The sequence below is a fragment of the Clostridium sp. ZBS2 genome (assembly GCF_023845855.1).
Lineage (GTDB): Bacteria > Bacillota > Clostridia > Clostridiales > Clostridiaceae > Clostridium > Clostridium aquiflavi.
In genome coordinates this window covers 1-25,202 of the sequence record NZ_JAMQIF010000035.1, presented here as the reverse complement: position 1 = coordinate 25,202, position 25,202 = coordinate 1, and the positions used below count along the sequence as shown (strand labels likewise).

Annotated in this window: 21 protein-coding genes, 2 tRNA genes, 1 pseudogene and 1 other annotated feature; of the genes and pseudogenes, 7 read left to right on the top strand and 17 right to left on the bottom strand. The window is 27.6% G+C overall.

The features are described from left to right. Nucleotides 1-90: 90 nt before the first annotated feature. Nucleotides 91-681, bottom strand: a complete 591-nt coding sequence (locus NG918_RS15775) for a DUF2238 domain-containing protein (RefSeq protein WP_252226992.1) — start codon at nucleotides 679-681, stop codon at nucleotides 91-93. 276 nt (nucleotides 682-957) lie between these two features. Between NG918_RS15775 and NG918_RS15770 the strand changes: the two genes are divergently transcribed. Next, on the top strand, nucleotides 958-1,881 hold the full coding sequence (locus NG918_RS15770) for a DUF5692 family protein (RefSeq protein ID WP_252226991.1): 924 nt from the start codon (nucleotides 958-960) through the stop codon (nucleotides 1,879-1,881). Nucleotides 1,882-2,008: 127 nt separating this feature from the next. On the opposite strand, the gene trpS is transcribed toward NG918_RS15770, so the two are convergent. From trpS to NG918_RS15755, 3 genes are all read right to left on the bottom strand, one after another. Continuing rightward, nucleotides 2,009-3,028, bottom strand: a complete 1,020-nt coding sequence (gene trpS, locus NG918_RS15765; RefSeq protein ID WP_252212120.1) for a tryptophan--tRNA ligase — start codon at nucleotides 3,026-3,028, stop codon at nucleotides 2,009-2,011. A 52-nt stretch (nucleotides 3,029-3,080) separates the two neighbouring features. Continuing rightward, nucleotides 3,081-3,359 (bottom strand) — a binding site (T-box leader). 323 nt (nucleotides 3,360-3,682) lie between these two features. Continuing rightward, complete coding sequence (locus tag NG918_RS15760) at nucleotides 3,683-4,273, bottom strand: ECF transporter S component (RefSeq protein WP_252212119.1); 591 nt, start codon at nucleotides 4,271-4,273, stop codon at nucleotides 3,683-3,685. Nucleotides 4,274-4,414: 141 nt separating this feature from the next. Next, complete coding sequence (locus NG918_RS15755; protein ID WP_252212118.1) at nucleotides 4,415-5,959, bottom strand: hypothetical protein; 1,545 nt, start codon at nucleotides 5,957-5,959, stop codon at nucleotides 4,415-4,417. Nucleotides 5,960-6,087: 128 nt separating this feature from the next. Between NG918_RS15755 and NG918_RS15750 the strand changes: the two genes are divergently transcribed. The 3 genes from NG918_RS15750 (at nucleotide 6,088) to NG918_RS15740 (ending at nucleotide 8,943) form a co-directional block, all read left to right on the top strand. Further along, complete coding sequence (locus NG918_RS15750; RefSeq protein WP_252226989.1) at nucleotides 6,088-6,912, top strand: hypothetical protein; 825 nt, start codon at nucleotides 6,088-6,090, stop codon at nucleotides 6,910-6,912. Nucleotides 6,913-7,040: 128 nt separating this feature from the next. Then, nucleotides 7,041-7,967 carry a hypothetical protein gene (locus NG918_RS15745; protein ID WP_252212116.1) on the top strand — a complete coding sequence of 309 codons (927 nt, stop codon included), beginning with the start codon at nucleotides 7,041-7,043 and terminating at the stop codon, nucleotides 7,965-7,967. A gap of 247 nt (nucleotides 7,968-8,214) precedes the next feature. Then, nucleotides 8,215-8,943, top strand: a complete 729-nt coding sequence (locus NG918_RS15740; protein WP_252226987.1) for a 3'-5' exonuclease — start codon at nucleotides 8,215-8,217, stop codon at nucleotides 8,941-8,943. A 127-nt stretch (nucleotides 8,944-9,070) separates the two neighbouring features. Here the strand turns inward: NG918_RS15740 and mscL are convergent, their stop codons facing one another. Continuing rightward, the gene (gene mscL, locus NG918_RS15735) at nucleotides 9,071-9,487 is read right to left on the bottom strand and encodes a large conductance mechanosensitive channel protein MscL (protein WP_252212114.1); all 417 of its coding nucleotides are present in this window, start codon (nucleotides 9,485-9,487) and stop codon (nucleotides 9,071-9,073) included. Nucleotides 9,488-9,704: 217 nt separating this feature from the next. Here mscL and NG918_RS15730 point away from each other — a divergent pair, with 217 nt between their 5' ends. Together NG918_RS15730 and NG918_RS15725 are read left to right on the top strand one after the other, a co-directional pair. Then, nucleotides 9,705-10,205 (top strand): hypothetical protein, encoded by a 501-nt coding sequence (locus NG918_RS15730; RefSeq protein ID WP_252226986.1) that lies wholly within the window; start codon nucleotides 9,705-9,707, stop codon nucleotides 10,203-10,205. A gap of 43 nt (nucleotides 10,206-10,248) precedes the next feature. Beyond that, a complete protein-coding gene (locus tag NG918_RS15725) occupies nucleotides 10,249-11,148 on the top strand; it encodes a metallophosphoesterase family protein (RefSeq protein ID WP_252226985.1) in 900 nt (299 codons plus the stop codon). A gap of 196 nt (nucleotides 11,149-11,344) precedes the next feature. Here the strand turns inward: NG918_RS15725 and NG918_RS15720 are convergent, their stop codons facing one another. From NG918_RS15720 to NG918_RS15695, 6 genes and pseudogenes are all read right to left on the bottom strand, one after another. Continuing rightward, a complete protein-coding gene (locus tag NG918_RS15720; RefSeq protein ID WP_252212111.1) occupies nucleotides 11,345-13,093 on the bottom strand; it encodes an ABC transporter ATP-binding protein in 1,749 nt (582 codons plus the stop codon). Further along, nucleotides 13,086-14,900: an ABC transporter ATP-binding protein gene (locus NG918_RS15715; protein WP_252226984.1), complete on the bottom strand. Its 1,815-nt coding sequence runs from the start codon at nucleotides 14,898-14,900 to the stop codon at nucleotides 13,086-13,088. The genes NG918_RS15720 and NG918_RS15715 overlap by 8 nt, the downstream gene beginning before the upstream one ends. Nucleotides 14,901-15,214: 314 nt before the next feature. Then, nucleotides 15,215-16,180: a helix-turn-helix domain-containing protein gene (locus NG918_RS17130; RefSeq protein ID WP_252226983.1), complete on the bottom strand. Its 966-nt coding sequence runs from the start codon at nucleotides 16,178-16,180 to the stop codon at nucleotides 15,215-15,217. 301 nt (nucleotides 16,181-16,481) lie between these two features. Further along, a pseudogene (locus tag NG918_RS15705) lies at nucleotides 16,482-16,643 on the bottom strand (peptide-methionine (R)-S-oxide reductase); the annotation flags it as partial. A gap of 53 nt (nucleotides 16,644-16,696) precedes the next feature. Beyond that, a complete protein-coding gene (locus tag NG918_RS15700) occupies nucleotides 16,697-17,797 on the bottom strand; it encodes a PQQ-dependent sugar dehydrogenase (RefSeq protein ID WP_252226981.1) in 1,101 nt (366 codons plus the stop codon). A 116-nt stretch (nucleotides 17,798-17,913) separates the two neighbouring features. Continuing rightward, complete coding sequence (locus NG918_RS15695) at nucleotides 17,914-19,014, bottom strand: response regulator transcription factor (protein ID WP_252226979.1); 1,101 nt, start codon at nucleotides 19,012-19,014, stop codon at nucleotides 17,914-17,916. Between the two features lie 201 nt (nucleotides 19,015-19,215). Here NG918_RS15695 and NG918_RS15690 point away from each other — a divergent pair, with 201 nt between their 5' ends. Beyond that, nucleotides 19,216-20,016 carry an SDR family NAD(P)-dependent oxidoreductase gene (locus NG918_RS15690; RefSeq protein WP_252212106.1) on the top strand — a complete coding sequence of 267 codons (801 nt, stop codon included), beginning with the start codon at nucleotides 19,216-19,218 and terminating at the stop codon, nucleotides 20,014-20,016. A gap of 128 nt (nucleotides 20,017-20,144) precedes the next feature. Here the strand turns inward: NG918_RS15690 and NG918_RS15685 are convergent, their stop codons facing one another. The 6 genes from NG918_RS15685 to NG918_RS15660 all read right to left on the bottom strand — a co-directional run bounded on the left by NG918_RS15685 (nucleotide 20,145) and on the right by NG918_RS15660 (nucleotide 24,994). Next, the gene (locus NG918_RS15685) at nucleotides 20,145-20,909 is read right to left on the bottom strand and encodes a protease inhibitor I42 family protein (protein ID WP_252226977.1); all 765 of its coding nucleotides are present in this window, start codon (nucleotides 20,907-20,909) and stop codon (nucleotides 20,145-20,147) included. Nucleotides 20,910-21,079: 170 nt separating this feature from the next. After that, nucleotides 21,080-21,155 (bottom strand) — tRNA-Lys (locus NG918_RS15680). Between the two features lie 4 nt (nucleotides 21,156-21,159). Beyond that, nucleotides 21,160-21,236, bottom strand: a tRNA-Arg gene (locus tag NG918_RS15675). A 290-nt stretch (nucleotides 21,237-21,526) separates the two neighbouring features. Continuing rightward, entirely contained in the window at nucleotides 21,527-22,348 is an 822-nt protein-coding gene (locus tag NG918_RS15670; RefSeq protein WP_252212104.1) for a phosphoenolpyruvate hydrolase family protein, read from the bottom strand. Nucleotides 22,349-22,451: 103 nt separating this feature from the next. After that, entirely contained in the window at nucleotides 22,452-23,660 is a 1,209-nt protein-coding gene (locus NG918_RS15665) for a Tm-1-like ATP-binding domain-containing protein (protein WP_252212103.1), read from the bottom strand. Between the two features lie 146 nt (nucleotides 23,661-23,806). Continuing rightward, nucleotides 23,807-24,994: a phosphoenolpyruvate hydrolase family protein gene (locus NG918_RS15660; protein WP_252212102.1), complete on the bottom strand. Its 1,188-nt coding sequence runs from the start codon at nucleotides 24,992-24,994 to the stop codon at nucleotides 23,807-23,809. Nucleotides 24,995-25,202 lie beyond the last annotated feature (208 nt).

Sequence of the window (25,202 nt, the reverse complement as noted above, 5' to 3'; positions counted from 1 at the left end):
GGCTTTTAAGTTTATTAAAAAAATAATAGATGATTCCTTTAACAGCTAAAACTCTATTACCAATCATATTAGATCTAAAATTCACTATTTTTAGTTCCTCGATTCACTATAATAACATATTATAGAAGTAATAAAGGCAGATAAAACTTTTACAATGAGATCTGATAACGTATCTTCAAGGCCACCCTTTATCATAGTTGTTTTAAATAGATAATCTCCTACAAACTCAAATACTTCCCATATAGTACCTAAAGCAATTGAAAAACTAAATGCAAATATTAGGCTAAAAATAGTAAATCGTTGTTTAGTTGTTTGTTTATTCTTTGTAATAATTCCTTGAATTAAATTCAATGCTATAATAACTGAATAACTACCATATATAGCATGAATAAGTAAATCCCACCACCAAAATGTAATATAGAATTTCTTAAATTCTCCAAAGTATAGTGTAAGTAAAATAAATAATATCCATACTAATTGAAAGCTAGAAGGTAGTACTATATTCTTTCTATTAGCAATATTGGTAATTATAAAAGGAAGTATAATACATATAATAGCTAAGAGTAACAAAGCTGAACTCTTCCATTGTTTTGATATAATACTAAAAACAGCAGAAATCACTAAAATTATTTCAAATAATACTGCTATTCTAATAGTTAGCTTACTATTTCTATTATTCATTAAAAATCTTTTCCTTTCGAGATATTTTTATTTCTAAAAAAACAAATATAATTGCATATAAAATTAATTATTTATTTATATCTTTTCCTTTTACGTAAAAAATATAAATACAAAAATAAAAGAATTAGTAGAAATGAACATTAACTCTAAGATTATAAAAAATTTTAAATTTAGTTATAAAGCATTATATAGATGTGTATACTAATATTAGTAAATAATAACAAAATTAGTTATAAAATGCTATAACAATTGTATTTTTACTAAGGGGGATTAATTATGTTTTTTTTTGAAGCACAGCCTTTTTCGAATTGGCTTATGCTATTAACAGTATTCCTAATGTTAATTGTACTTAATGAATTAGGCCGTAGGTTTAAATGGGGTGGACTATTGCTTTTCATTATCTTACCGTTATTTCTTACTTTTGTTGTATGGCCCAAAACTACTAAAGGGACAAGCGTAAATGATTGGTTTCATTATGCTAAAGTATATTCATCACTAGCAGGATGTATTGGTTTCTTTCTAATTAGACATATAAAAGGTGCTAGTAGCAAAAAGTGGGCTTTATGTTTCCCACCATTAATTTTAGCAATCAATATTTGTGAAGCAGTAGCACGTGATTTTCAAATTTACGGACTACATCTTAATAAAGAAGTGTTTGAGGGAATGGTTACTGTAAGCGGTTCTTGGAATGTTATGAATGGGATTGCTGGTATCTTAAATATCATTACAATTACAGGTTGGTTTGGAATCTGTATCAGTAAGGATAAGAGCAAAGATATGTTATGGCCTGATATGCTTTGGTTCTGGATTATAGCATATGATATTTGGAACTTTGCATACACATATAATTGCCTACCTAACCATGCATGGTACTGTGGTATAGCATTACTTTTTGCTCCTACAATTGCCGCTTTCTTTATAAAGAAAGGTGCTTGGTTACAACATCGTGCACAAACACTTGCATTGTGGTGCATGTTTGCAATGACATGTCCTAGTTTCATTGATGAATCTCAATTTGCAGTTAGATCATCACATAACACAACTGCTTTATTTATCGTAAGCTTAGCAGCATTATTATCAAATATAGCAGTATTTGTATACTATATTTATAAGATTAAGAAAACAAAACGTAATCCTATAAAGGGAGAACTTTATACAGATCTTAATAGCTACAAAGAAATTAAATCCTTATCTGAATAATACTATAATGAGGTGGCTGTATTAAAATAAATTTGATACAGCCACCTAATTAAATATTTATTTAGATTTTTTAAAATAATTCTGTCTATACTCTTTTTATTGATTTTTCATTTAAAATCTGAACTCTCTAATATTTAAAGTATTCTATTCCTATTGCTTCTCTAACTTCTGAAAGAGTATTTGCTGCTATATTTCTGGCATTATCACTTCCATTTTTTAAAACATCATATACATATGCTATATCTCTTTTAAATTCTTTTCTTTTATTTCTTATTGGTTCAAGTTCTGCTTGAAGTATTTCATTTAAATACTTCTTTACTTTTATATCACCTAAACCACCTCTCTTATAATGTTCTTTCATCTCTTCTAACTTAATCTTATCATTACAAAATGCATCTAAATATGTAAAAACAGTATTATTATTTACTTCACCTGGATCCTCTACCTTAATATGATTTGGATCTGTATACATAGACATAATCTTGTTTTTTATTATATCTGGTTCATCTGATAGATATATTGCATTATTTAACGACTTACTCATTTTATTCTTCCCATCAATTCCTGGTAATCTTCCTAATCCCTCCTTTGGAAGTACTGCTCTTGGCTCTATTAATATATCCTTTTTATAAATTGAGTTAAAACTTCTTACTATTTCCCTAGTTTGCTCAATCATAGGAAGTTGATCTTCTCCAACTGGAACAACATCTGCCTTAAAAGCTGTAATATCTGCTGCTTGACTTACAGGATAAATAAGAAATCCAGTTGGAATACTTACATTAAAATCTTTTTCTTTAATTTCACTTTTAACTGTTGGATTTCTTTCTAACCTTGAAACTGTAACTAAATTTAAATAATGCATAGTTAATTCATTAAGCTCTGGGATTTGAGATTGAATGAAAATTGTAGATTTTGATGGATCTATTCCAATTGCCAAATAATCTAATGCAACCTCTATTAAACTTTTCCTTATTTTTTCTGGATTTCGTGCATTATCAGTTAATGCTTGTTGATCTGCTATCATTATATAGTTATTATACAAACCACAATTTTGTAACTGAACTCTATTCATTAAAGACCCTACATAATGTCCAATATGCAATTTTCCTGTTGGTCTATCTCCTGTTAAAATTATTTCTTTTTTCATAAAACTCACTCCTTGATTTAATTTTATTAAACAAAAAAACTCCGTCCTAAATTAATAGGACGGAGATAATATCCGTGTTGCCACCTAAATTGTGTAATAAAAAATAATTGTAAGCAAACCCTAATTTTTTATAATTACACCACTCAAAATCAAGTACTAACATACTCTATCTGCTATAAGGTGCAGCACACCATTCCGATACTCTCTAACTATGATTTCTCTTTATTCCTCTGAGGCCCATTCATTAAATCTCTTCTTACTAGGATTTCACCGTCCCTAGCTCTCTTTATTGAAGCTTAATCTAATTACTCTTCCTCTTCATCAGATTATTAATATATTTTTTACTATTATAATTTTATTTTTCTAAATTGTCAATGATATCTACTTCAAGTACATCCCTATTCTTTATTATAGTGATAAACCGCTAGTACAACAAAAAAAGTCCTAATATATAGACTATTTTTTTAGTTAAAAGTTCTTTGTTATACTTAATAAATAAAAGTGTAAATTATATTCTCATTGTTGAAACTACCTCTGCCTTTCTTTAATTTATTATATTATATAATACTTATTATTCTATTAAAACACGCCAATAAAATTTAGTAGTAACTCGTACTATAAATATAAGTTACTACTTTTTTATTAATTAATGCTTTAATCATTTAATAGTAATCCTGACTTTATTAAAATTGGTCTTATTGCATTATATATAAAACTAACTAAAACCACAGATACTACTGCATTAATAAATGTAGTCACTGCACTTAGTTTTGCTAAAACAGAGGCCATTTGTTGAGGTTGACCTAATATATATTGTTTATAAAAATATCCAACTATAGGATCAAATACAACATTAAATGCTAAACCACAAATTGCAGCAATTGTACTCCATTTAAATATATATTGTTTATCACTGCTACTATCAATTTTTGCATATCTATGTGCTATGACTCCTGTTATTAAACCTATACAAAATTTTAATACAAAAGTTTTTGGTGCACCTAAAATATATACAGGATCAAGTATATCTGCTATTGTCATTCCAATAGCTCCTGCAAATCCACCATACCATCCGCCAAGAAGTAATGCTGCAAGTACACAAAAAGCATTTCCTATATGCAATGAAGTAGCATCTCCCCCTGGTACTGGAATTTTAATTTGAAGAAATGTAAATGATACAAAACATAATGCTGCAAGTATAGCTGTTTGTATTAATTTCATAATCTTTTTATTCTTATTTTCCATATAATTATCTCCCCTTGTAATTTATATCTTACTTTCAAAATACTGCAAAATAATTATATTACTCAAAGAGATTTATTGCAATTGTATGGATACAAGTCTTTCAAGTAAAATTCTTTATTAATCTTCCATTCTTCATATAATTTAATTTTTCTTAATTAAATTTACTATATGCTGAAATATTCTTATCATAATATTATTGGATTTATTTGATACTTCCATATATTCTACATTTAAAATTTCATTTTCTAATTTAACAAGCTTATTTTCTTCTTCACCTGAATCTTCATGATTTTCTAAATAATTCCCTTCAAATTGTTTATCTATTACCAGCTCTAATACCTCACATAATTTTTGTTGTTCCTCTTTTACAGATTCATCTGAATGTTTACTACCTTCATCAACTAAATCATCTATCTCTTCATTATATTTACCTAATTTATGGTTTTCTTCTTTTATAAATTCAGTATAATAAATATTATCACCTTTAAATTTATTACCTATTATTCCATTATGACCTCTCATCTGACCTTCTCCACCTTTTCCACCTTTTCCACCCTTAAAGTAAATATCACCTATAGCAACTTCCACTTTGAAATCATTAGAATTTATAAAATTACCACCATCCCCACCGTCATTTCCTAATATATTTTCATTATTAAAATAAACTCCAGAATTTCCACCATCTCCGCCTTTAGCTTGTACACAATTATCAATTTTTATTTTAACTTTTTTTAACTTTTCATCTAACTCACTTTCTGAAATTGAAATACAATCCCCACCTTTTCCACCCTTAGAAATAACATTTTTACACTTGGAGCTAATACTTCCACCTTTTCCGCCTTTTAAAATAGCTGGACTATTAATATTAATTAATCCGCTCTTAATTTTAATAGCATCTCCACCATTTGCACAATTGCCACAAGCATATTCTCCTATACTTTCTCCACTGTCCCCTCCTATAAGTTCTAAAACACCTAAACCTATTTTTTCAAAGCTGCTATTATCTCCTATACTTATTGCAGCACCACCACAACCACTACATTTATTTAATGCTATACTAGAAATACTTTGACCATTTCCACCTATTGCCTTTAAATTTACATTTTCTAATATCTTTATTGTTGAAGTGTCGTTAATATTTGTCTCACAAAATCCTATAGCATAAGAACCACACTTTCCTTTATGTTCTAAATTCTCATAACATTTACATCCAGCTCCACCTATTATTTCAATATTGCCATATCCTGAAAATATAAGATGTCCCCCTCCTGCTGTCCATTCGTTATTTCCTATTGCTGGCATCTCTGATCCACCATTTATATTTAATCTACAATTTTCACAACCTGTTATTTCAACAGTTTGATTATTACTTATACAAATACCAATATTATCTTCACTCATTATAGTATTAATTCCTGAATATACTAATTTATTTTTATAATCACAATTTTTTCCTCCTCTGAAATCAATTGCAATTTGATTAACAGAATTTAAATACACATTATTTATTTTAATTATTAAATCACTGTTTCTATTCTTAACAAGTATTCCTGCATTGCATTCATTTCCTTCACTTGTAAAAGTAATTTCATTTATATCTGAAGTTATTATTATTATCTTATTCTTATAATTAATTAAATTAATTATATCTTTATCTTTAATATTATTTTCTTCATCTTTATACATATAAAATTCCTTCCTATTTAATCACTTATTACTTCATATTATGAAATAACAACTTACTTGTATTCATAAAATCCCTAATTAGTTGTATATGAATATACTATAAGTATTAAAAATTTAAGGAGAAAAATATGCTTAAATTAAAAAAACAAATCAAAATTAATCCTTCTACTTCTACTTCCACTGATGAGTATCTACCTGTAGAATTTAATATTCCATTTTATGAAAATTGTCCCAAACAATTATATTTTAGCAATGATAATAATTATAATTTGTCCCCTATTTCGAAAATCAAAACTAATGATATAATATCAGTAAATTTGATTTTTAAAAATGAAAGTAATAGTACTATTTATCCTTTAAAATTGAAATTTTCAAATGACAGCAATTTTAAATTCATCCCAGGTTCTTTAGTCAATTCTAATACAAAAGAAGTGTATTCCTGTGACAATTTTAATGACAACTGTGTATGTTTATGTAAATTACAACCAAATGAAAAGTTAGATGTTGTATTTTACATTAAAGCTATCTTCAAAAATTTAATTAATTCATCTATCAGTAATTATATAAATCTTTTATCTCCTCTATCATCAAATGAGCCTTTTATTGAGGAAGATAATATGCCTTTGATAATTACTGTTGATCAAGCTATTTTACAAATAAATACTGATTCTAATTGTGGAAAGATAGAAATAGAAAATACTGGCTGTGCGCCTGTAAATAATATGATTTATAAATATTCAACACCTATAGGTTTTATTTCTGATATATCCTGTGTTACTGCTAAATTAAATAATAAACCTTTTAAAGTGTATGCAAAGAAAATAGATAATGATGTACTTTTTAATATAAGCAATATTCCCAAATGTGATAATAATATTCCATCAAAATTAATTATTTCTTTTGATTCCCAAAACTTCAAAAATATACATTCAAGTTCAATGACTATTATGTAAAAAAGTAAAATTTTGTTTTATATGTATTGTGTATCAATATTTAATAAATAATCATATTATATATTAATAATTATTCAAACAAAATTAATTATTAATTAAACTAACTTAATATATAGGGAGGATAAAAAATGCGTATTTCAACCGGTTCAATATTACAATTTGATGTTATATTTAATATCCCAGTAAATACAACATTTGACGAAATAACTATTACTGATCCATTAGCTGCAGGTTTATCTTATAATACAACTACAAAACCAGCTAAAATTTATATAAATGATAGTACTACAGCAACTACTGCTGGAGTCACTGATACTTCTACAGCAACTAGTATAGCATTAGCTCTTGACAACACAATAGTAGGAAATCTTACTGCAATAAAAAAAGTAAAAGCTTCAATTCCTGTTACTGTAACAAATGCTGATACTTTACTTGCTGCTATAGCTGCTGCTGCTGCTGCAGGTACTCCATTAAAAAATATCGCAACTATTAAAGCATTAAATGCAACTGGTACTGAATTATCTACTACTACTGCTGAAGCAACACTTAATACCTTTGGAAAATGTAATCTATTTGGATTTGGAAGTGCCTATACTGTAGAAAAAGCTCCTAACAAAGATTTATACCTTATGGCTAATATTCCTGGTATAGGCAGTATGGAAACTACTGAATTAGAATATGAAATAGTTATAACTGCTGAAAGCCACCTTGTTCCTGGACCTGAAGCAAATATAAAGGTATATATTGGAGATGCAGCTCAAACTCCAGTTACTCCAACTGTAGCTACAATTGTTGGTAATGTTATAACTATTAAATTTACTCAAAGCCAAAACATGAAGAATAACACAGTTTATATTGAAGTACCAGCAAAGACAGGTACTAACATCGCTGATGTAACTGATGATTTTGTTAATAGTGATGCAACTGCAAAACTTGTTTATACACCATCAGGTGGAACTGCTTCAACAGTATGTACTTCACCAGATTTCGTTATAACAACTAATTTAACTCCAGCAGCTCCTATTCTTAGTAGTGCTCAAAAAGTAATTGTATAATTGTATTAAAACAAAGAATCTCAGATTATTAAATATATTATTTTGTTATTAGCTTAAAACTATAATAGAATGTAAAATCTCAATTTAGTGCTATATAAGAAGTATTATTAAATATTACTCCTTATATAGCATTTTTTTATTCTTTCACTCCTGTAGTTTATTTAATAAATTTGTATTTATAGATTTTATTTTTATAGTGGTTATACTAATATTAATATATACGAGATATAAAAGGACGGTAAATATAATGAACTATATAGTATATGATTTAGAATTTAATCAACAACAGTCAAAGGACGCCAATGCTTCCAAACTTACTTTTGAAATAATCCAAATTGGAGCACTAAAACTTAATAATGACTTAGAAATAACTTCAACCTTTAATAGATTAGTTAAACCTACTATTCATACAGAAATTCATCCTTATATAGAAAACTTAACTAAAATAACAACTGCAATGGTAAATTTACATAATTATTTTCCTGATGTATATAATGATTTCGTAAATTTTATTAGTGATGAAGAATTTACATTATGTATTTGGGGAACTTCTGACATTAAAGAACTTATGAAAAATATAAAATTTCACAATTTAAGCTCAATAGATAACTTTAAAAAATATATCGATGTTCAAAAAATCGCTTCAAAATATATAAAAACTCCCAAGGGAACCAGAGTCGGCTTAAGATCTGCTGTTGAATTTTTTAATATTCCTATTAAAGAAGATTTTCACGATGCGTTTAATGATGCTTATTATACTGCTGAAATATTTAAAAAACTTTATACTCCTGAAATAGAAGCTAGTACCTATAATAATATTAGTACAAAAAGAATTTCAAAGCCTAAGCAAGACGTTAATACTAAGGGATTATTTGCTCAATTTGAAAAAATGTATAATAAAAAAATGTCTGAAGAAGAAAAGTCAATAATAAAGCTTGCCTACAATATGGGCAGAACTAATCAATTCTTGAAATAATAAATATATTATCATGGTAAAATTTAACTTGCTATTATCAATATAACATTTTTAACTTCATAATTTATTAAAGGTACACATATTAAATACATGTACCTTTAATAAAATCCTATTAATAATTTAAATTTTATTCTTCTAACTGAGATGTACATTTAGGACAACGAGTGGCTTTTATGTCAATTTCACTACAACAAAAAGGACATTCTTTATTTGTAGGTTCTTTTACTTCTTCAACTTTATTTTTTATTCCTAAATCACTTAATTTGTTTACACCTTTAACAAGTAAAAATATTAAAAATGCCATAATTAAAAAATTTATGACTGCAGTTATAAAAGAGCCATATTTAATACTTACACTAAAAATTTCTAATGTTAAATCACTAAAATCCTTGTTGGCAAACACCCCTATTATTGGTGATATTATATCATTTGTTAATGATTTTACTATTCCTTGAAATGCACCACCTATTAATACACCAACTGCTAAGTCAATTACACTTCCTTTTAGTGCAAATTGTTTAAATTCACTCAAAAATTTCTTCATAAAGTTTTCTTTTTTCCTCCTTCGTTTTTCTAATGGCTATATATCTTGATATTTTATCACATAACGTGTCTAAAAAGGAAATAATAATTTTCCTGATGTGAAAAATAAAAAATAAATATATTAATCAAAAAATTATTCTTAATCATATATTAATCTTATATTACTATATGATTAGGTGATTATTATTAAACTATATGCTGGATTCAATATAAAACACTTGAAATTTTTAGGCGCTGGAACTCAAGGTAAAGTATACAAAATTGACTCACATAAATGTATAAAAGTTTTTAAAAGAAAACAAGTTTGCCATGATGAAATAGAAACTTTGGCTATGGCTCAAATAGATTCTCATTTTCCAAGACTTTATTCATTTGGTGAAGATTATATTATACGTGAATATATAGATGGTATTGAGTTAGATAAATACTTATCAACACATTGCCTTACTGGAAATATTTCAAATAAGATTATTGAAATTTATGAAGCTATGAACTTGGTAGGATATTCCCGATTGGATGCAGCACTATTTCATATTTTTCTGACATCATCAAATGAAATAAGACTCATTGATACTGCTAGAGCTATGAAAAAGAAAACTATATACCCATATTTAATTATTAGAAGCTTACAAAAACTTGGTTATAAAAAACAATTTTTAGATTTTGTAAAAACTAATAGACCTAATATTTATACTAAATGGTTAAATTACTCTAAGTAAATTATCATTAAATTAATCAATTACTATTATAAGAGGAGAAAAAATGAGATTTATAATTTTTAGTGACTCAAAAGGCAAAAAAAATGGTATAAATGAAAAAGTATTAAAAGAAATAATGAACGAGACATGCAAATTAGATCCTGAGCCTGAATTTATTGTAATGTGTGGAGATACTGTAGCTGGAAGTTGTAAAGAGGAAGTACTAACCTTTCAATTAAATAGATTAAGAAACTTAATAGAAAAATATCATCCAGATAAACCATTGATACCTGTAGTAGGTAACCATGAAGTTAATATAGAGCCTATAGATGATAGATTTGAAAAAATCTTTAGTACTATTTATAGTGATTTAAAACCTAGTGAATTTCTTGATGAATATAATAAGACAGTTTATTATATAGATTTTGATGATACTAGAATTATAGTACTTAATGCTTTTCACTATGGATCAACCCATAAAATTGATAAAGTTCAACTTAACTGGTTTGAAAAAAAAGTCTCTGAATATAAAAAAAATAAGCTTGTTTTTGTACATTCACCGGCATTTCCTACAGGAGCTCATCTTGGTCACTGTCTTGATTTATATCCTGAATATAGAGATTATTTTTGGAAAATAATTGATAAATATGATATAGATATAGTTTTCTCCGGACATGAACATAATTATTCTAGAAGAATAATTAATAATTCATTTAATAACGGAAAATTTGCTTACGAAAGAGAGATCATTCAAGTAATTGCAGGTGGTGGTGGTGAAAAACTTCGTGATAAATATAAAAGTAAACAAGGAGTTATAGTACCCCCTATTGCTATATATCATTTTTTAGTCGTAGATATAGATTCAGATTGTATAAAAGTATGTGCAATAAGCTCAAAAGGTAAAAAACTTGATGAATTTAAAATAGACAAGACTTTTTTTAATTTTAAAAAAATACCTATCTAAGTAACTGCCTTAATATTTTTATCTGAACATCCAGCTCTCGAGAGATAGGTGTCAAAATCAGAGTATCGGTATTTTGGATATAAATTTAAGAAATTTCAAGCCAATGCTTAGTATTATTAAGCATTGGCTTTTTAATTTATCACTGTATTTTAGAAAAGTGTTAATATTCTAGTATAAGGGCGAACTGGCATTAGAATTACTTAATTAACTTCCATTCACTACTTTTCTTTTGTAGTCTTACCATGTTAGTATAAATTCCATCATTATTTAATAATTCTTTTGGTGATCCCATTTCTGCTACATGTCCATCACTTAAGACAACGATTTTATCAGCTCCTGCTACTGTCCTCATTCTATGAGCAATTACAAGAACTGTTTTATTCTTAACAAGTTCACTAATTGCTTCTTGGATTTTTGTCTCATTTTCTACATCAAGTGACGCTGTTGCCTCATCAAGGAGTACAACTGGAGCATCCTTTAATAATGCTCTTGCAATAGACAACCTTTGCCTTTCTCCTCCAGATAATGTACAACCATTTTCACCAATAATAGTCTTATATCCTTGTGGCATTTTAGATATGAATTCCTCACATCTTGCAGCCTTAGCTGCTTTAATAACCTCTTCATCTGTAGCATTTCTTTTACCTATACGAATATTTTCCATAACAGTATTATTAAATAAAACTACATCTTGAAATACTATAGAATAATTTTTAAGCAAATGTTCAGGATCAACCTGTGAAATATCAGTACCACCTAAAGTAATTGTGCCTTTATCAATATCCCAAAATCTTGCTGCTAACTTAGCTGCAGTACTTTTACCTCCACCGCTTGGACCTACTAATGCAGTAATTTCTCCTTGCTTTGCTATAAATGATACATTATTTAAGACTTGTTCATTATCATTGTAGGAAAATCCAACATTCTCAAAGCACATATCATATCCATTGTATGTGGCATTATCTATTCCTGTTTGAATCTTTTGACCTTCAATTTCTTGCATACGCTTTATTTGAAGTAATGTACTAAATATAGCTGCAAGATTAATAAGTGATGAAGAAAGAGGATCAAATATTCTAGAAGCAGCAATTAAAAACATAATAAAAGTAAGTAAATCCGTCTCTCCTTTTAATAAACTCATTCCTCCAACTAGTACAACTGTTGCAATTCCAATCTTTAATAACATCTGTGCTGAAACAACAAACATTGCCGTATTAAGTTCTGCTTTAATTTGAATACTCTCAGATTTTTTTAGTTTTTTATCTAATTCTTTTAGATAACTATTACTTTTATTATTAGCTTTAAGTTCACGAATTGTTTCAATACATTCTTGAATATTATCATTATAATCAAGCTTTATTTGTTTATTTATATTATTTACTTTATCTTGTTGTGCCTTACCAATAACTACAATTATAAATGCTACTGGTATAACCCATAAAAGTGCTATTGATAATTTCCAGTCCATAACAAACAAACCAATCGACGCAATAATGACAGATAATACAGCACCTATTAATTCAGGAATATAGTGAGAAAAAGCTGTTTCAAGACCTGCACAATCTCCCATTATAGTTGTTGTTAAATCTGATAAATCTTTTTTACCAAAAAAAGATAAAGGTAATTTTCTTAATTGTTCCGCCAAAGATATTCTCTTATTAGCACTTTCTGTATATGAAGCAAAAAATGTTTTATTATATTGAAAATATTGGAATACAAATATAAGAATTAATACTACTATTGAAAGAACTATATATTTTCCTAAATTAAACGATGGATTTCCTCCATTTAATATAGGATCTATCATTTCCTTTAAAAGAATATATATAATTCCAATTGGAAACATTAAACTTATATTTGTTAAAGTACAAGCAATACTTGCTTTAATTAAATCCTTTGCCCCTTGTTCACTTAATGCAAATTTATATCTCAAATAATTAACCATTCAAAGCTCCCTCCTCTCTCTTATTTTCAACATAAGAGTTTTCTACTCTCCAAGTAATAGAACTTTGATAATCTTTCCACATTGAAGCATAAGTTTCACCATTTTTAATCAACTCACTATGAGTACCTTTCTCTATAGCTTCTCCATCTTTTAATACCATAATGCAATCTGAATTTTGTATTGTTGATAACCTATGTGCAATCATAAGTACAGTTTTACCCTTTGTTAAATTTTCAAAAGCAAGTTGTATTTGATATTCATTCTCTGGATCTGCAAAGGCTGTTGCTTCATCAAGAAGTACAATTGGAGCATCTTTTAAAATTGCTCTTGCTAAAGCAATACGTTGAGCTTCTCCTCCTGATAAATATACTCCTTTAGTTCCAACAATTGTATCCATTCCATCTGGAAATTTTTCAAATATTTCTTCACATTGTGCCGCTTTTGCAGCCTTTAATACTTCTTCTCTTGTAGCATTAGGTCTTGATAATCTAATATTTTCAAAAAGGCTTTCTTTAAATAAATTTGTTTCTTGAAACACAAAAGATACCATATTCATTAAATCCTTTGTCTTAATATTTCTTACATCTGCACCACCAATTGTTATGCTTCCTGTATCCACATCCCAAAATCTTGGAATCAAACTTGCAACTGTTGTTTTACCTCCTCCTGATGGTCCAACAAATGCTACTGTTGATCCTTCCTTTATCTTAAATGATAAATTCTTAATTGCTGGTTTAGTTGCATCTTTATAAGTAAAAGAAACATTATTAAATTCAATAGTTGAATTCTTTGGTTTTCTTGGATTTTTTGTTTCATTTAATGTTTCTTCATTTAATATATTCCAAACACGTTTTACTGAATCTTTAGCCATGATAGTTCCTTCTCCCATGAACATTATACGATTGACCATAATTGTAATAATTGGAGTAAATATAATATAAAATATAAAATTTAATAAAAATGCTTTATAATCTACTGCACTTGCAATTAATAAGATACCAGCTGGAATTAAAAGTACAAAAATACCATTAATAGCCACAGTAAAATTACACATAGGAATTCTAAGTGATACAGTATAATTTACTGTCCATTTTGTATATCTCATAATTGCATCATGAAAATTCTTAAATGAAAATATACTTTGTCCAAATGTCTTAACTACAGGAATTCCTCTTATATATTCTACAGCTTCATTGTTCATATCCTCTAATGCATTTTGATATTCTTCTACAGCTGATTTCCTTTTATCTCCCATCATTCTACTTAAAAATACAAATGATATAATAATAGGAATTAAGCTAATTATACCTAATCTCCAATCAAACGCTAATAAAAGTACTAACATAGCAATTGGAGTTACAATTGCACCTACTAAATCTGGTAATTGATGTGCTAAAAATGTTTCTGTTTGCCCTGAACTTTCATCAATTATTCTACGAAGCTTACCGCTTCCATTCTCTGTAAAATATCCAAGTGGTAATTTTACTATATGATGAAGTGCCTGACTTCTCATATTTCTTGCCACACGAAAAGCTGATAAATGAGTACACATAAGAGCTATAAAATATATTAAAATTGCTCCAACTGAAAAAGCTACTGCCATCCAACCATAATATGCAATATTTGACGCATTATTAATATTAGGCAATGCCATAAATATCTCATATACTACCTTCCATATATATAAATATGGCACAAGTGCTAATATTGCACTAATTCCTGACAGGATACATCCTAATATTGTTAAATATTTATAATTACCTGCAAATGAAAGTATACTAATTTTTTCATCATCTTTTTCTTTCATATTCACCTCTCCTTTTAATAATTTTCTAAATTTTAAACAAATACTGATATTGTTCTATAATTTAAATTTAATATTAAGACTTAAATTTTAAAGTAGTATTTATACTTTAAAATATCAATAATTTTTTAAAATCTAGATAAAAAAATAAAATATGAATTAACCAGAGATTCCTCTAGCTAAGGCACATTAAAATAAATAACAAGTCAGTATGCTGGTATATTTGAGTTGTTATTTTCTTTAATGTGACTAATTCATATTTTACTAATCCATCTATTCTTTCTCTACTCCAAAAAAATTAAAATAATCCATTTGAATTAAAAATTGTTTCTATACTTAAGCGGTGTACTTCCCATGACTTTTTTAAATGCAGATGCAAACTTACTTGGGTTATCATAGCCAACACATAATGCAATTTCCATAATACTTTGATTTGTCTCTTTTATCATTTTTGCAGCTTTATATATTCGAAATTCCCTAATATATTCTGCTACTGTTTTACCTAAAATATCTTTAAATCCATTTTGCAAAAAAGTTGTGCTTATATTATAAATCTTTGATAATTCCTTTACTGTTATTTTTCTATTATAATATTCAAAAATTGAATTTCTAACATCCTTAATTAAATTAACTTGTTCTTTTGTATAATAATAAGATTTTTCTTGATCTTTTACATCTCTATATTTACTTAAAAATAAAAATACTTCTAAAACTTTTAATTTATAAAAATATAATTTATTAATTGATGGTGTATTATATAAATCTTTAAAAATATTTACAATTTCAGGTTTCGATTTTTCAATAAAATACCAATTATTATTAAACATTAATCTTTTCATCTTGCCTAAATCAATATTTAAATCATTATAATTGCATAAAAAAAATTTTTTTGCTATAGAATAGTCTATTAATATTGAGCAACCTTCATAATGCCCCATTGGAAATCCACCTGATTCATAGTTAGATCCAACAATATTGTATGCTAAATCTCCTTCCTTTAAATATTCATATTTATTGCCATCAAATATACTTTCATACCTCCCTTTATGACAATAATTAATTTCTATTAGTTCACTCTTTAAGTTATGAGCTTCTTCACAGTGATAGGAATGGAAATCATTAAAAATTAAATCTATTCCTGGAAAAACATGATAACATGTCATAACTCCAAATCCATCTCTACATTTAATATTACATATAGTTTTTAAGTCTGTTTTTCTATATATCTTCATATCAGAATCAAAAAAATTATACTTTTCTATAATAGCTTGTATAATTATCACCTACTTCTATCTAAATTCCTATTATTACATATCCGTCTAGCTTTATTGGTAAATTGGATTTTTAGCATAATAAAGTTTTTATTTTATTGATAATAAATTTCATTATTTATTGATAATTTCAGTATATATCTATTGTAATAATCTGTCAATATAATAGATTTAGATTAATAATTACTATCTTATTCTTATTGATTTTGATGTTTTATTGATTTATTTAACTCATTTAATACTTCAATATTATCTATAAAGAATATAAAAAATGCCCAAAAATCTTTCTGGGCATTTTTCATTTCATTAGAACCTATACTTTATTTAACCATTCTCTATAACCTTCTTCTTCCACTTTATTCTTTGGAATAAATTTTAAAGAAGCAGAATTTATATAATATCTAAGTCCTCCAAGTTATTTTGGTTCATCATTAAATACATGACCAATATGTGAATCGCTATTTTTACTTCTTACCTATATTAATTTTCTTAAAACACAAAAGGAAAGTAATATAAATTTATGTTCTTTTATTTTAAAACAAGTTTAATAATTCTATCATCAGTTATATCAGGATTTCCTCTTCCATCTCTATTGCTTGTTGTTAAATAAATTGATCCATCTTTTCCCTGAACAACTTCACGTAAACGTCCATACTCATTACTTAACCAAGATTCTACATTCTTTACTACTGTTCCTTTGCCATTAAGTGAGATTGCCAATAGTTGTTGTCCACGTAAATTAGCAACAAGTAATTTTCCTTGCCATGGTCCTTGATTTACAAATGCAATTCCAGAAGGTGCCCATGTGTTTTCTCCACTTTGTATTAATGGTTTTTGTGTCACAACTTCCTTAGACTCTTCATTTCCTTGAACGAGAGGCCACCCATAATTTGCACCTTTTTCTATTATATTGATCTCATCATGTGCTAATTGTCCATGTTCTGATTCATATAAAACATTCTCTGAATTCCATGCTAAACCTTGTGGATTTCGATGTCCTAAACTATAGACAGAAGAATTAAGAATTGGATTATCTTTAGGAATAGTGCCATCTAATTCTATTCTTAATATTTTTCCAGCTGTACTTTTAGAATCTTGTGCCAATGCAGAATTTCCTGCATCTCCTGTCGTAATATATAATTTTTGATCCAGACCTATCTTTATCCTTCCTCCATTATGAATTCTTCCACCGGGGATTTTATCTAATAGAATCTTGTTGATGAATGCTCTATTATTATTTTCTAACAATCTAACAACACGATTATATATTTGATTACCTTCATTGTATGAATACATAACATACATATAATGATTTTGTGAATAATTGGGATCTAAAGCAATTCCCATTAGCCCCCCTTCACCTTGACTTATAAATGGTGAATCTAATGTTATTAATGGCTGCGAAGAAAGTTTACCATCTTTAATAATTCTAATTGCACCAGACCGCTCTGTAAAATATAGAGTACCTTCATCACTTATTGCTATAGCCCAAGGTACATGTAAATTTTCAGCAATAACTTCAATTTTATAAGGAAACTGCCTTGATGTAATTTCTCTTGTTTTTATTTTAGTTGTATTTCTTCCGTGAAATATAGTATTAGATAAAATATTATAAATTGTTTTTTTCATACTGCTATCCTCCAAATTTAAATAAATACACCTATCAAGTTTCATTGTGAAAAAAATACGGATTCCTTTCAAAAAATCTATTGTGTTTTATCTTTATTATTTATTTAATTACTATATTACTTATTTAAAAATGTAATGTTATTAATTTTATATATGAGGCTTGTTCTATTATCAACTTGTGTCTTTTTAAATATATTTTCCATATGTGTTTTTACAGTATGACAGCTTATAAATAATTTTTGTGAAATTTCTTTGTTGCTCAAACCTTTTGAAACAAGATTTATAACTTCCACTTCTCTATTAGTTAAATTATAATCTGAAATAATTTTATCAAAAGTTTTATCTTCATTTAATATTTCTTTAGTTATATAAATATACATAAGTGATTCCAATCCATTAAAAGCATCTGGCACTATAGATGAAACCACCTTAAAATTATAGTTCTTAATAGTACTATACATAAAAGATGAAGAGTTATCTTTTTTAAATTCACCCTCCATAAATAATTTATCTATTACATACTGAATTGGATTTAAGCATGTTCTATCATTTAATATATCTAAACAAAAATCTTCAGCAATATTATTGGAATATATTATAGAATATCTATTATTTAAAACAGCTAGTCCTATAGGTGCCTTTGATGTTATGTCTTTTAAAAATTCTTGTTCATACGATATTTTATTTAGTTTAATATAATTATTAAGAGCATTAGAAATAATACCACTAAGTTTTTCTAAAATCAAAATATCCTTAGATGTAAAATTTCCTAATTCCTTAGGTCTAAAAGCTCCTATTCCCCCTAGCAAACTCTCTCCTATCCTTAATGGAATTGCAATTTCATAATACAAATTATCTAAACACAAAAAATCCCTATAATATTCAGTATTCTCAAATTGCTTATATGGCATTATATCTGTTATTGATATAACATTTTTTTGAAATATTTCATTAGATTCTTTTACTAGATAAAAGATATCTGTACTGTAGTAATAGTTTATATATTTTTTAGTTAATATTGGATTTATGTTAGTAGCTATTGGATTTATAAGACTTCCATTTTTGTCTGCTAAAAAAAATGTTAGATAATTATATCCAAAAATATTTGAAAGATTCATTAATATTGTACTTCTAAAATTAATTTGTATATTTTGAACTTGAGTTGCAAATTCAAATATTTTTTCATAGTCTTTTTTATTAAGCTGAGACTTAATCATAAAACCACCATTCCCTTCATTTGGTTATAATGCCATGTATATTTAAAAGTTCCTTATTATTATATACCAAATTATATTTATACCATAGAAAATAGGTAAAAAGTCGTATTTAGCATAATACTTTTCATCCCTTTTACCCATAGATATTAATTATAAAATTTGCAATAATTTAGTTAGATAATTAAGGAAGGACGTGCAATAATGTGTGAAAATATAAAAAATCAAATTGCAGTTATAACTGGCGGTGGTTCAGGTATAGGACGTGATATATGTATAGAATTTGCTAAACGTGGTATTAAAGTTATGATTACTGGAAGAAGAGATGCCAATATCAATGAAACTAAAAAACTAATTGAAGATTTAAACGGATATGCAGAAACTTATAAAATGGATGTTTCTAATAAAGAAAATGTAGAAAGTGTATTTAAAGAAATATATACTAAACATGGTAAAATTGACATTCTCATAAACAATGCCGGACTTTCAACACCTCCTACATTTTGCACTAATATGTCAGATAGTGATTGGGATAGTCTTATAAAAACTCATTTATACGGAGCTTTTTATTGTTCAAGAGCATGTGCTAAATTTATGAAAAATAATAATTATGGAAGAATCGTAAATATGTCATCTATTGCAGGTGTATTTGGTTTTGCAGGAAATATTAATTATTCTACTGCTAAAACAGCACTCGTTGGATTTACTTATTCATTAGCTAAAGAACTTGGCTCATATGGAATAACAGTGAATGCAATACAACCTGGAATTATAAGGACTTCTATGACTGAAGAAGCATTAAATGCTTTAGAAACAAAATTTGTTAATGAAACACCTTTGAAAAAGATTGGTGAGCCCAAGGATATTGCTTCAGCAGTTTCATTCCTATGTAGCCCTGATTCAGGATTTATTACAGGTGTAATACTTAGAGTTGATGGAGGATATATTCTAAATAGTGGAATGGACATCCTTATGATGCAAACATGTTCTACTGAAGAACAATAGTAACTAAAACAAAGTCAAAAATGCCTAAAGATTTTTCTCTAGGCATTTATTACTTCATTTTAAAAATAGACTCTAATTTAACATCATTATAAATTACTGTATCTATATATTTTTTATTTTATCATCAATTATATATTGCATTCCTCTACTGTAATATTAAGATCTTTATCTACTGTAAAAATATAAGTTTTTGTTTCTAATATCTCATTTTCCCAAGGACGATAATATTTAAAAGTAACTTTCGTAGTCCCTTCTTTTACAGCTGAAAACTTCCAAGTGTACGTTCCACCCGCTCCTTGAATTTCTGAATCAACATTATCTTGTTTATAATCTTTCCATTCTTCCTTTATAATACCATCTGTATTAAATTCATAATTCCAAGTATAACCAGTTGTAGGATTACCATCAATATTTATCTCTACTACTTTTCCACTAGCTACATAAACATTATTAATTTTAGTAGGTTCTGTTTCAACTCCATTTGATAAAAATGCCTTTGTTGCTTGTGGAATTTTATCCCCTATAGATTCCCCTGACATTGCAAAAGTATATGTTCTTTTATTAATTACAATATTTCCTTTGGCCATTGCTCCGCTTTTATCTAAGTAATATGTTTTTCCATTTACCTCAATAACACCACTTTGTATTGCTCCATTTAAGTCTGCATAATACCAAGTTCCATTATCATAAATCCATCCTGTTTTCATGTATCCATTATTATCAAAATAATACCATGCATTATTTATTTGCTTCCAGCCTATCACATAATTTAATTGCGAATACCACCAGCCATTTGTATCCTTAATCCAAGCAGCATTAGCTTCTTTAGGAACAAATGAAAAACTAAGTACCACACCTAAAATACCTGTTAACAAAATCTTTGATTTTTTCATTATATCTCGCCTCTCTATATTGTTTTTATGCTAAGGATTATTTCTATTAATAATATAAATAATCTATTTTATTACATTTTAACATAATTTTTTAGGTATTAATTTCATAATCTTCTTATAAAATAAAAAAATCCAAAGTAAAAATCTACATTTCTACTTTAGACTAAGTTTGGTGGCTCACCCGGGAATCGAACCCGGGACACCATGATTAAAAGTCATGTGCTCTACCGACTGAGCTAGTGAACCAAAATGGTGCGTTTTAAGGGATTCGAACCCCTGGCCCACGCCTTAGAAGGGCGTTGCTCTATCCAGCTGAGCTAAAAACGCATAATTTAACATATGTATCTTATAACCAAATTTTAAACTTTATTATTTAAAACATTCTCAAACATAAAGTCTCTACAACTTGACTGCTTGATTATTATAAGATACATAATATAAATTGTCAACACTGTTTTTACAATTTGTCCACTAAAATCCTAATATAGCATAAATTTAGACATTTAGTTTATACACCTATGCTATAATAATATAAAAATAAAAGCCACCACAATATTAATTTTTCATAATAATATTGTAGTAGCTTTTATAAGTAAAGAATGACTTTCAATTTAAATTTATTTTTTAATTGATTTAAATGCTTCTGCTTGTGCTTTTATACCTCTTTCAGCAGCAAATCTTTCAATACTTGATGCACCAAAGAAACCATCTATTCCTTCTGTTTTTTCAATTACATATGCTGCATCATCAGGTTCTGCAATTGGACCTCCATGGCAAATAACCATAATATCTGGATTAACAGCTCTACCAGCTTTTATAATAGCTTCTATTTTTTCAACACAGTCATCAAGTGTTAAAGCAGTCTTAGCTCCAATTGTTCCTTTTGTAGTTAATCCCATATGAGCTACTAGAATATCTGCACCAGCTTCAGCCATTGCTTTTGCTTGTTCTGGATCAAATACATATGGAGTAGTAAGCATGTCTAATTCATGTGCTTTTCTAATCATTTCAACTTCTAAGTCATATCCCATTCCTGTTTCTTCAAGATTTTGTCTAAACACTCCATCTATTAAACCAACAGTTGGGAAGTTTTGAACGCCTGAAAATCCTTGTTCTTTAAGTTGCTTTAAATAAACTTCCATTACTCTAAATGGATCTGTACCACAAACTCCTGCAAGTACTGGAGTATGTTTAACAACTGGTAATACTTCTGCTCCCATTTCTACAACAATTTGATTTGCATCACCATATGATAATAATCCTGCTAAAGATCCACGACCTGCCATTCTATATTTTCCTGAATTATATATTATAAGCATATCTGCTCCACCAGCTTCACTACTTTTAGCTGTAATACCTGTACCGGCGCCAACTCCTAATAAAGAATTTCCTTTAGCTATTTCCTCTTTAAATTTCTTAATAATTTCTGCTCTTTTCATAATTAATTCCTCCTAATTTTACTGTTTTTAAATTCTATTTTTAATAATGTTAATAGTTATCTATAAATATCATTATTTTCTAGTAATAAGACTTTAAACTATATTATTTACTCATTAAATCTATAAGCTTTTTAGCTGCTGCTTCTCCAAACTCTTTGTCATTTATTGCAAGATTTAGTTCTTCTATCTCTACAACATCTTTATTTATACAATTCTTTAATGTATCAAAAAGCATTTTATCTTCTTCTTCTCCATAGAATTGTTGTCCCTTTTCATCTAACATTGATACGCCTTTTAAAGGTAAGAATAGTGCTGTATTTCCTGTAGCCATATTTAACTTTTCAGCTATCTTTTCACCAATGATTTTATTTTCTTCAACAGTAGTTCTCATTAATGTAACAGTTGGGTTATGTTTATAGAAATTTCTACCTTCAAACTTCTTTGGAACAGTGTCTATTGGTCCAAAGTTTACCATGTCTAATGCTCCTACTGATACAACTTGAGGTATATTATTCTTTCCAGCTGCTTCTAATCTGTTGTGACCTGCACCTAACACGCCTCCAACTAGTTCATCACACCATTCTGTAGTTGTTAAATCCAAAACGCCCTTGATAAAACCACCTTTTATTAGATGCTCCATAGATTTCCCACCAACTCCTGTTGCATGGAATACTAATACTTCATATCCTCTTTCTTCAAGATATTTTCTTGCATAATTTACACATGGCGTTGTTACACCAAACATTGTTGCGGCTACTAGTGGTTTCTTTTCTATAATCTCTTTATTTTCAAAATTCACCATTCCAGCTATTGCAAACACAGCATTTGCAAAGATTTTTGTTGATATTGAATTAAGACCAGCCACATCAACTATTGATGGTACCATGACTATATCACTTGAACCAACATATTGTTCAGTATTTCCTGAAGCTACTGTTGATACCATAACTTTTGGTACTCCAATTGGTAGAGCTCTCATAGCTGGTGTAATAAGTGATGTTCCACCAGTACCACCAAATGAAATAATTCCATCAAACTTACCTTGTTCATATAATTTAGGAACCAATTTCTCCATTCCTTTTGAAAGAATTTCTGTTGCCAATGCTCTATCCTTTTTAGCTGCAATTTCGTAAATATCTTCACCAACTGCTCTAGCCACCTCTTGATTTGAAACATCTGGTTTAAATTTTGGTTCAAATACACCTGTATGAATAGTAAATGGTTTTAATCCTATACCCTCAATTAATTTTTTTACATATAAATATTCAACACCCTTTGAATCAAAAGTTCCTGCAATTGCTATAGTTTTCATAATCCTCAACTCCCCATAATATAAATTAATTTTTACCTTGTCCACTCATAATTTTTAGTTTTAAAAAAACGTTATCACAACTTACAAGTTAATGATAACGTTTTTTTAATTTGCAGTAAATGTACTTATGTATTTTAAAATTGTGTTTATGTACTTTCCCTGTATATTTTTGGTGATTTTCCTATATATTTTTTAAACATTTTACTAAAATGTGCATAATCATCATATCCAACTAATTCTGCAACCTCTGATAATCGTATATTTTCTTTTTTTATTATTTCTGCTGCTTTATTCATTCTAAATTTAACTAAATATTGTGGGAAGCTACATCCAACTTCTTTTTTAAAAAGACTACTTAAATGTGTTCTAGAAATATTTGCAACCATAGCTAATTCTAAAAAAGATATATTATTCATGTAGTTTTTAGATACATATTCTTTTACAAATTCTACATAGTCATAATGCTTTGTTATTCCATCTAACATTTTATTTAAAAAATCATCTTTTTCTAAATTACCTGAATATTTAAATTCTCTAGTTATATTAGTTATATATTTTTCAGATGGTATTCTTTCAAAAGCTGATCCACCAATATATCCCATAGTGTTGCAATTATTATACATATATTGAACGTCTACTGGTGTTTTAATAGGTCCCCCATATATCATTTTAATTACATTTGGTCTAATTTTATCACATAAATCAAAAATTGATTTTGCCTTTTCCTTAGCTGCCTCTAAAGATAATATCTTTTTAGCTCCAAGCATTCCACCCTCTGTTAATCCTAAATGCACACATATAATATCTGCTCCTGCATCTAACATATCACTTGCTTGTTCTTTACTAAAAACAAATGCTATAGTAAATAAGTTCTTTTTATGAGCAATTTTAATAGCTTCAACTTCTAAACTGTAACTGCATCCCTCTTCTTCCAATGCCTTTCCAAATATTCCATCAATTATTCCTACAGTCGGATAATTATTAATTCCCGAAAATCCTTTATTTTGTATATTCTCTATATATTCTTCTAAATCTATTGTTGGATCTGTTGCATTTAATCCAAAAATAACAGGAATATCTTTTATAAGTGGAACAACTTCCCTTAATGCAAATTCCATTACCATATCATTGCTATTGGCAAATGGTAGTATTCCTGCAAGTGAGCTTCTTCCCATCTGTCTAAATCTTCCTGAATTAAGAGTAAGCAATAGATCAGCTCCACCCCTTTGTGCATATTTAGCCGTAACACCAGCACCTGTTGCAACACCAATAATATGACTATTAATTTTTATTTGTAAATTTAAATTTCTAATTATCTCTTCTCTTGACACCATGTTTTATACCTCATTACCTAATTCTAATACTTTAATTACTATATTTAAATCTAATCCTAATGTGTTATCTAATAAAAAACAACTTTTTATCTTTAATTAAATTCATTTTACCATATCAAGAAAATTTAATTTAACATAAAATATATTTTTAATAATAATTATTCTAGGTTATCTATAATTTTTTATATAAGAACAAAATCGCTAAGGC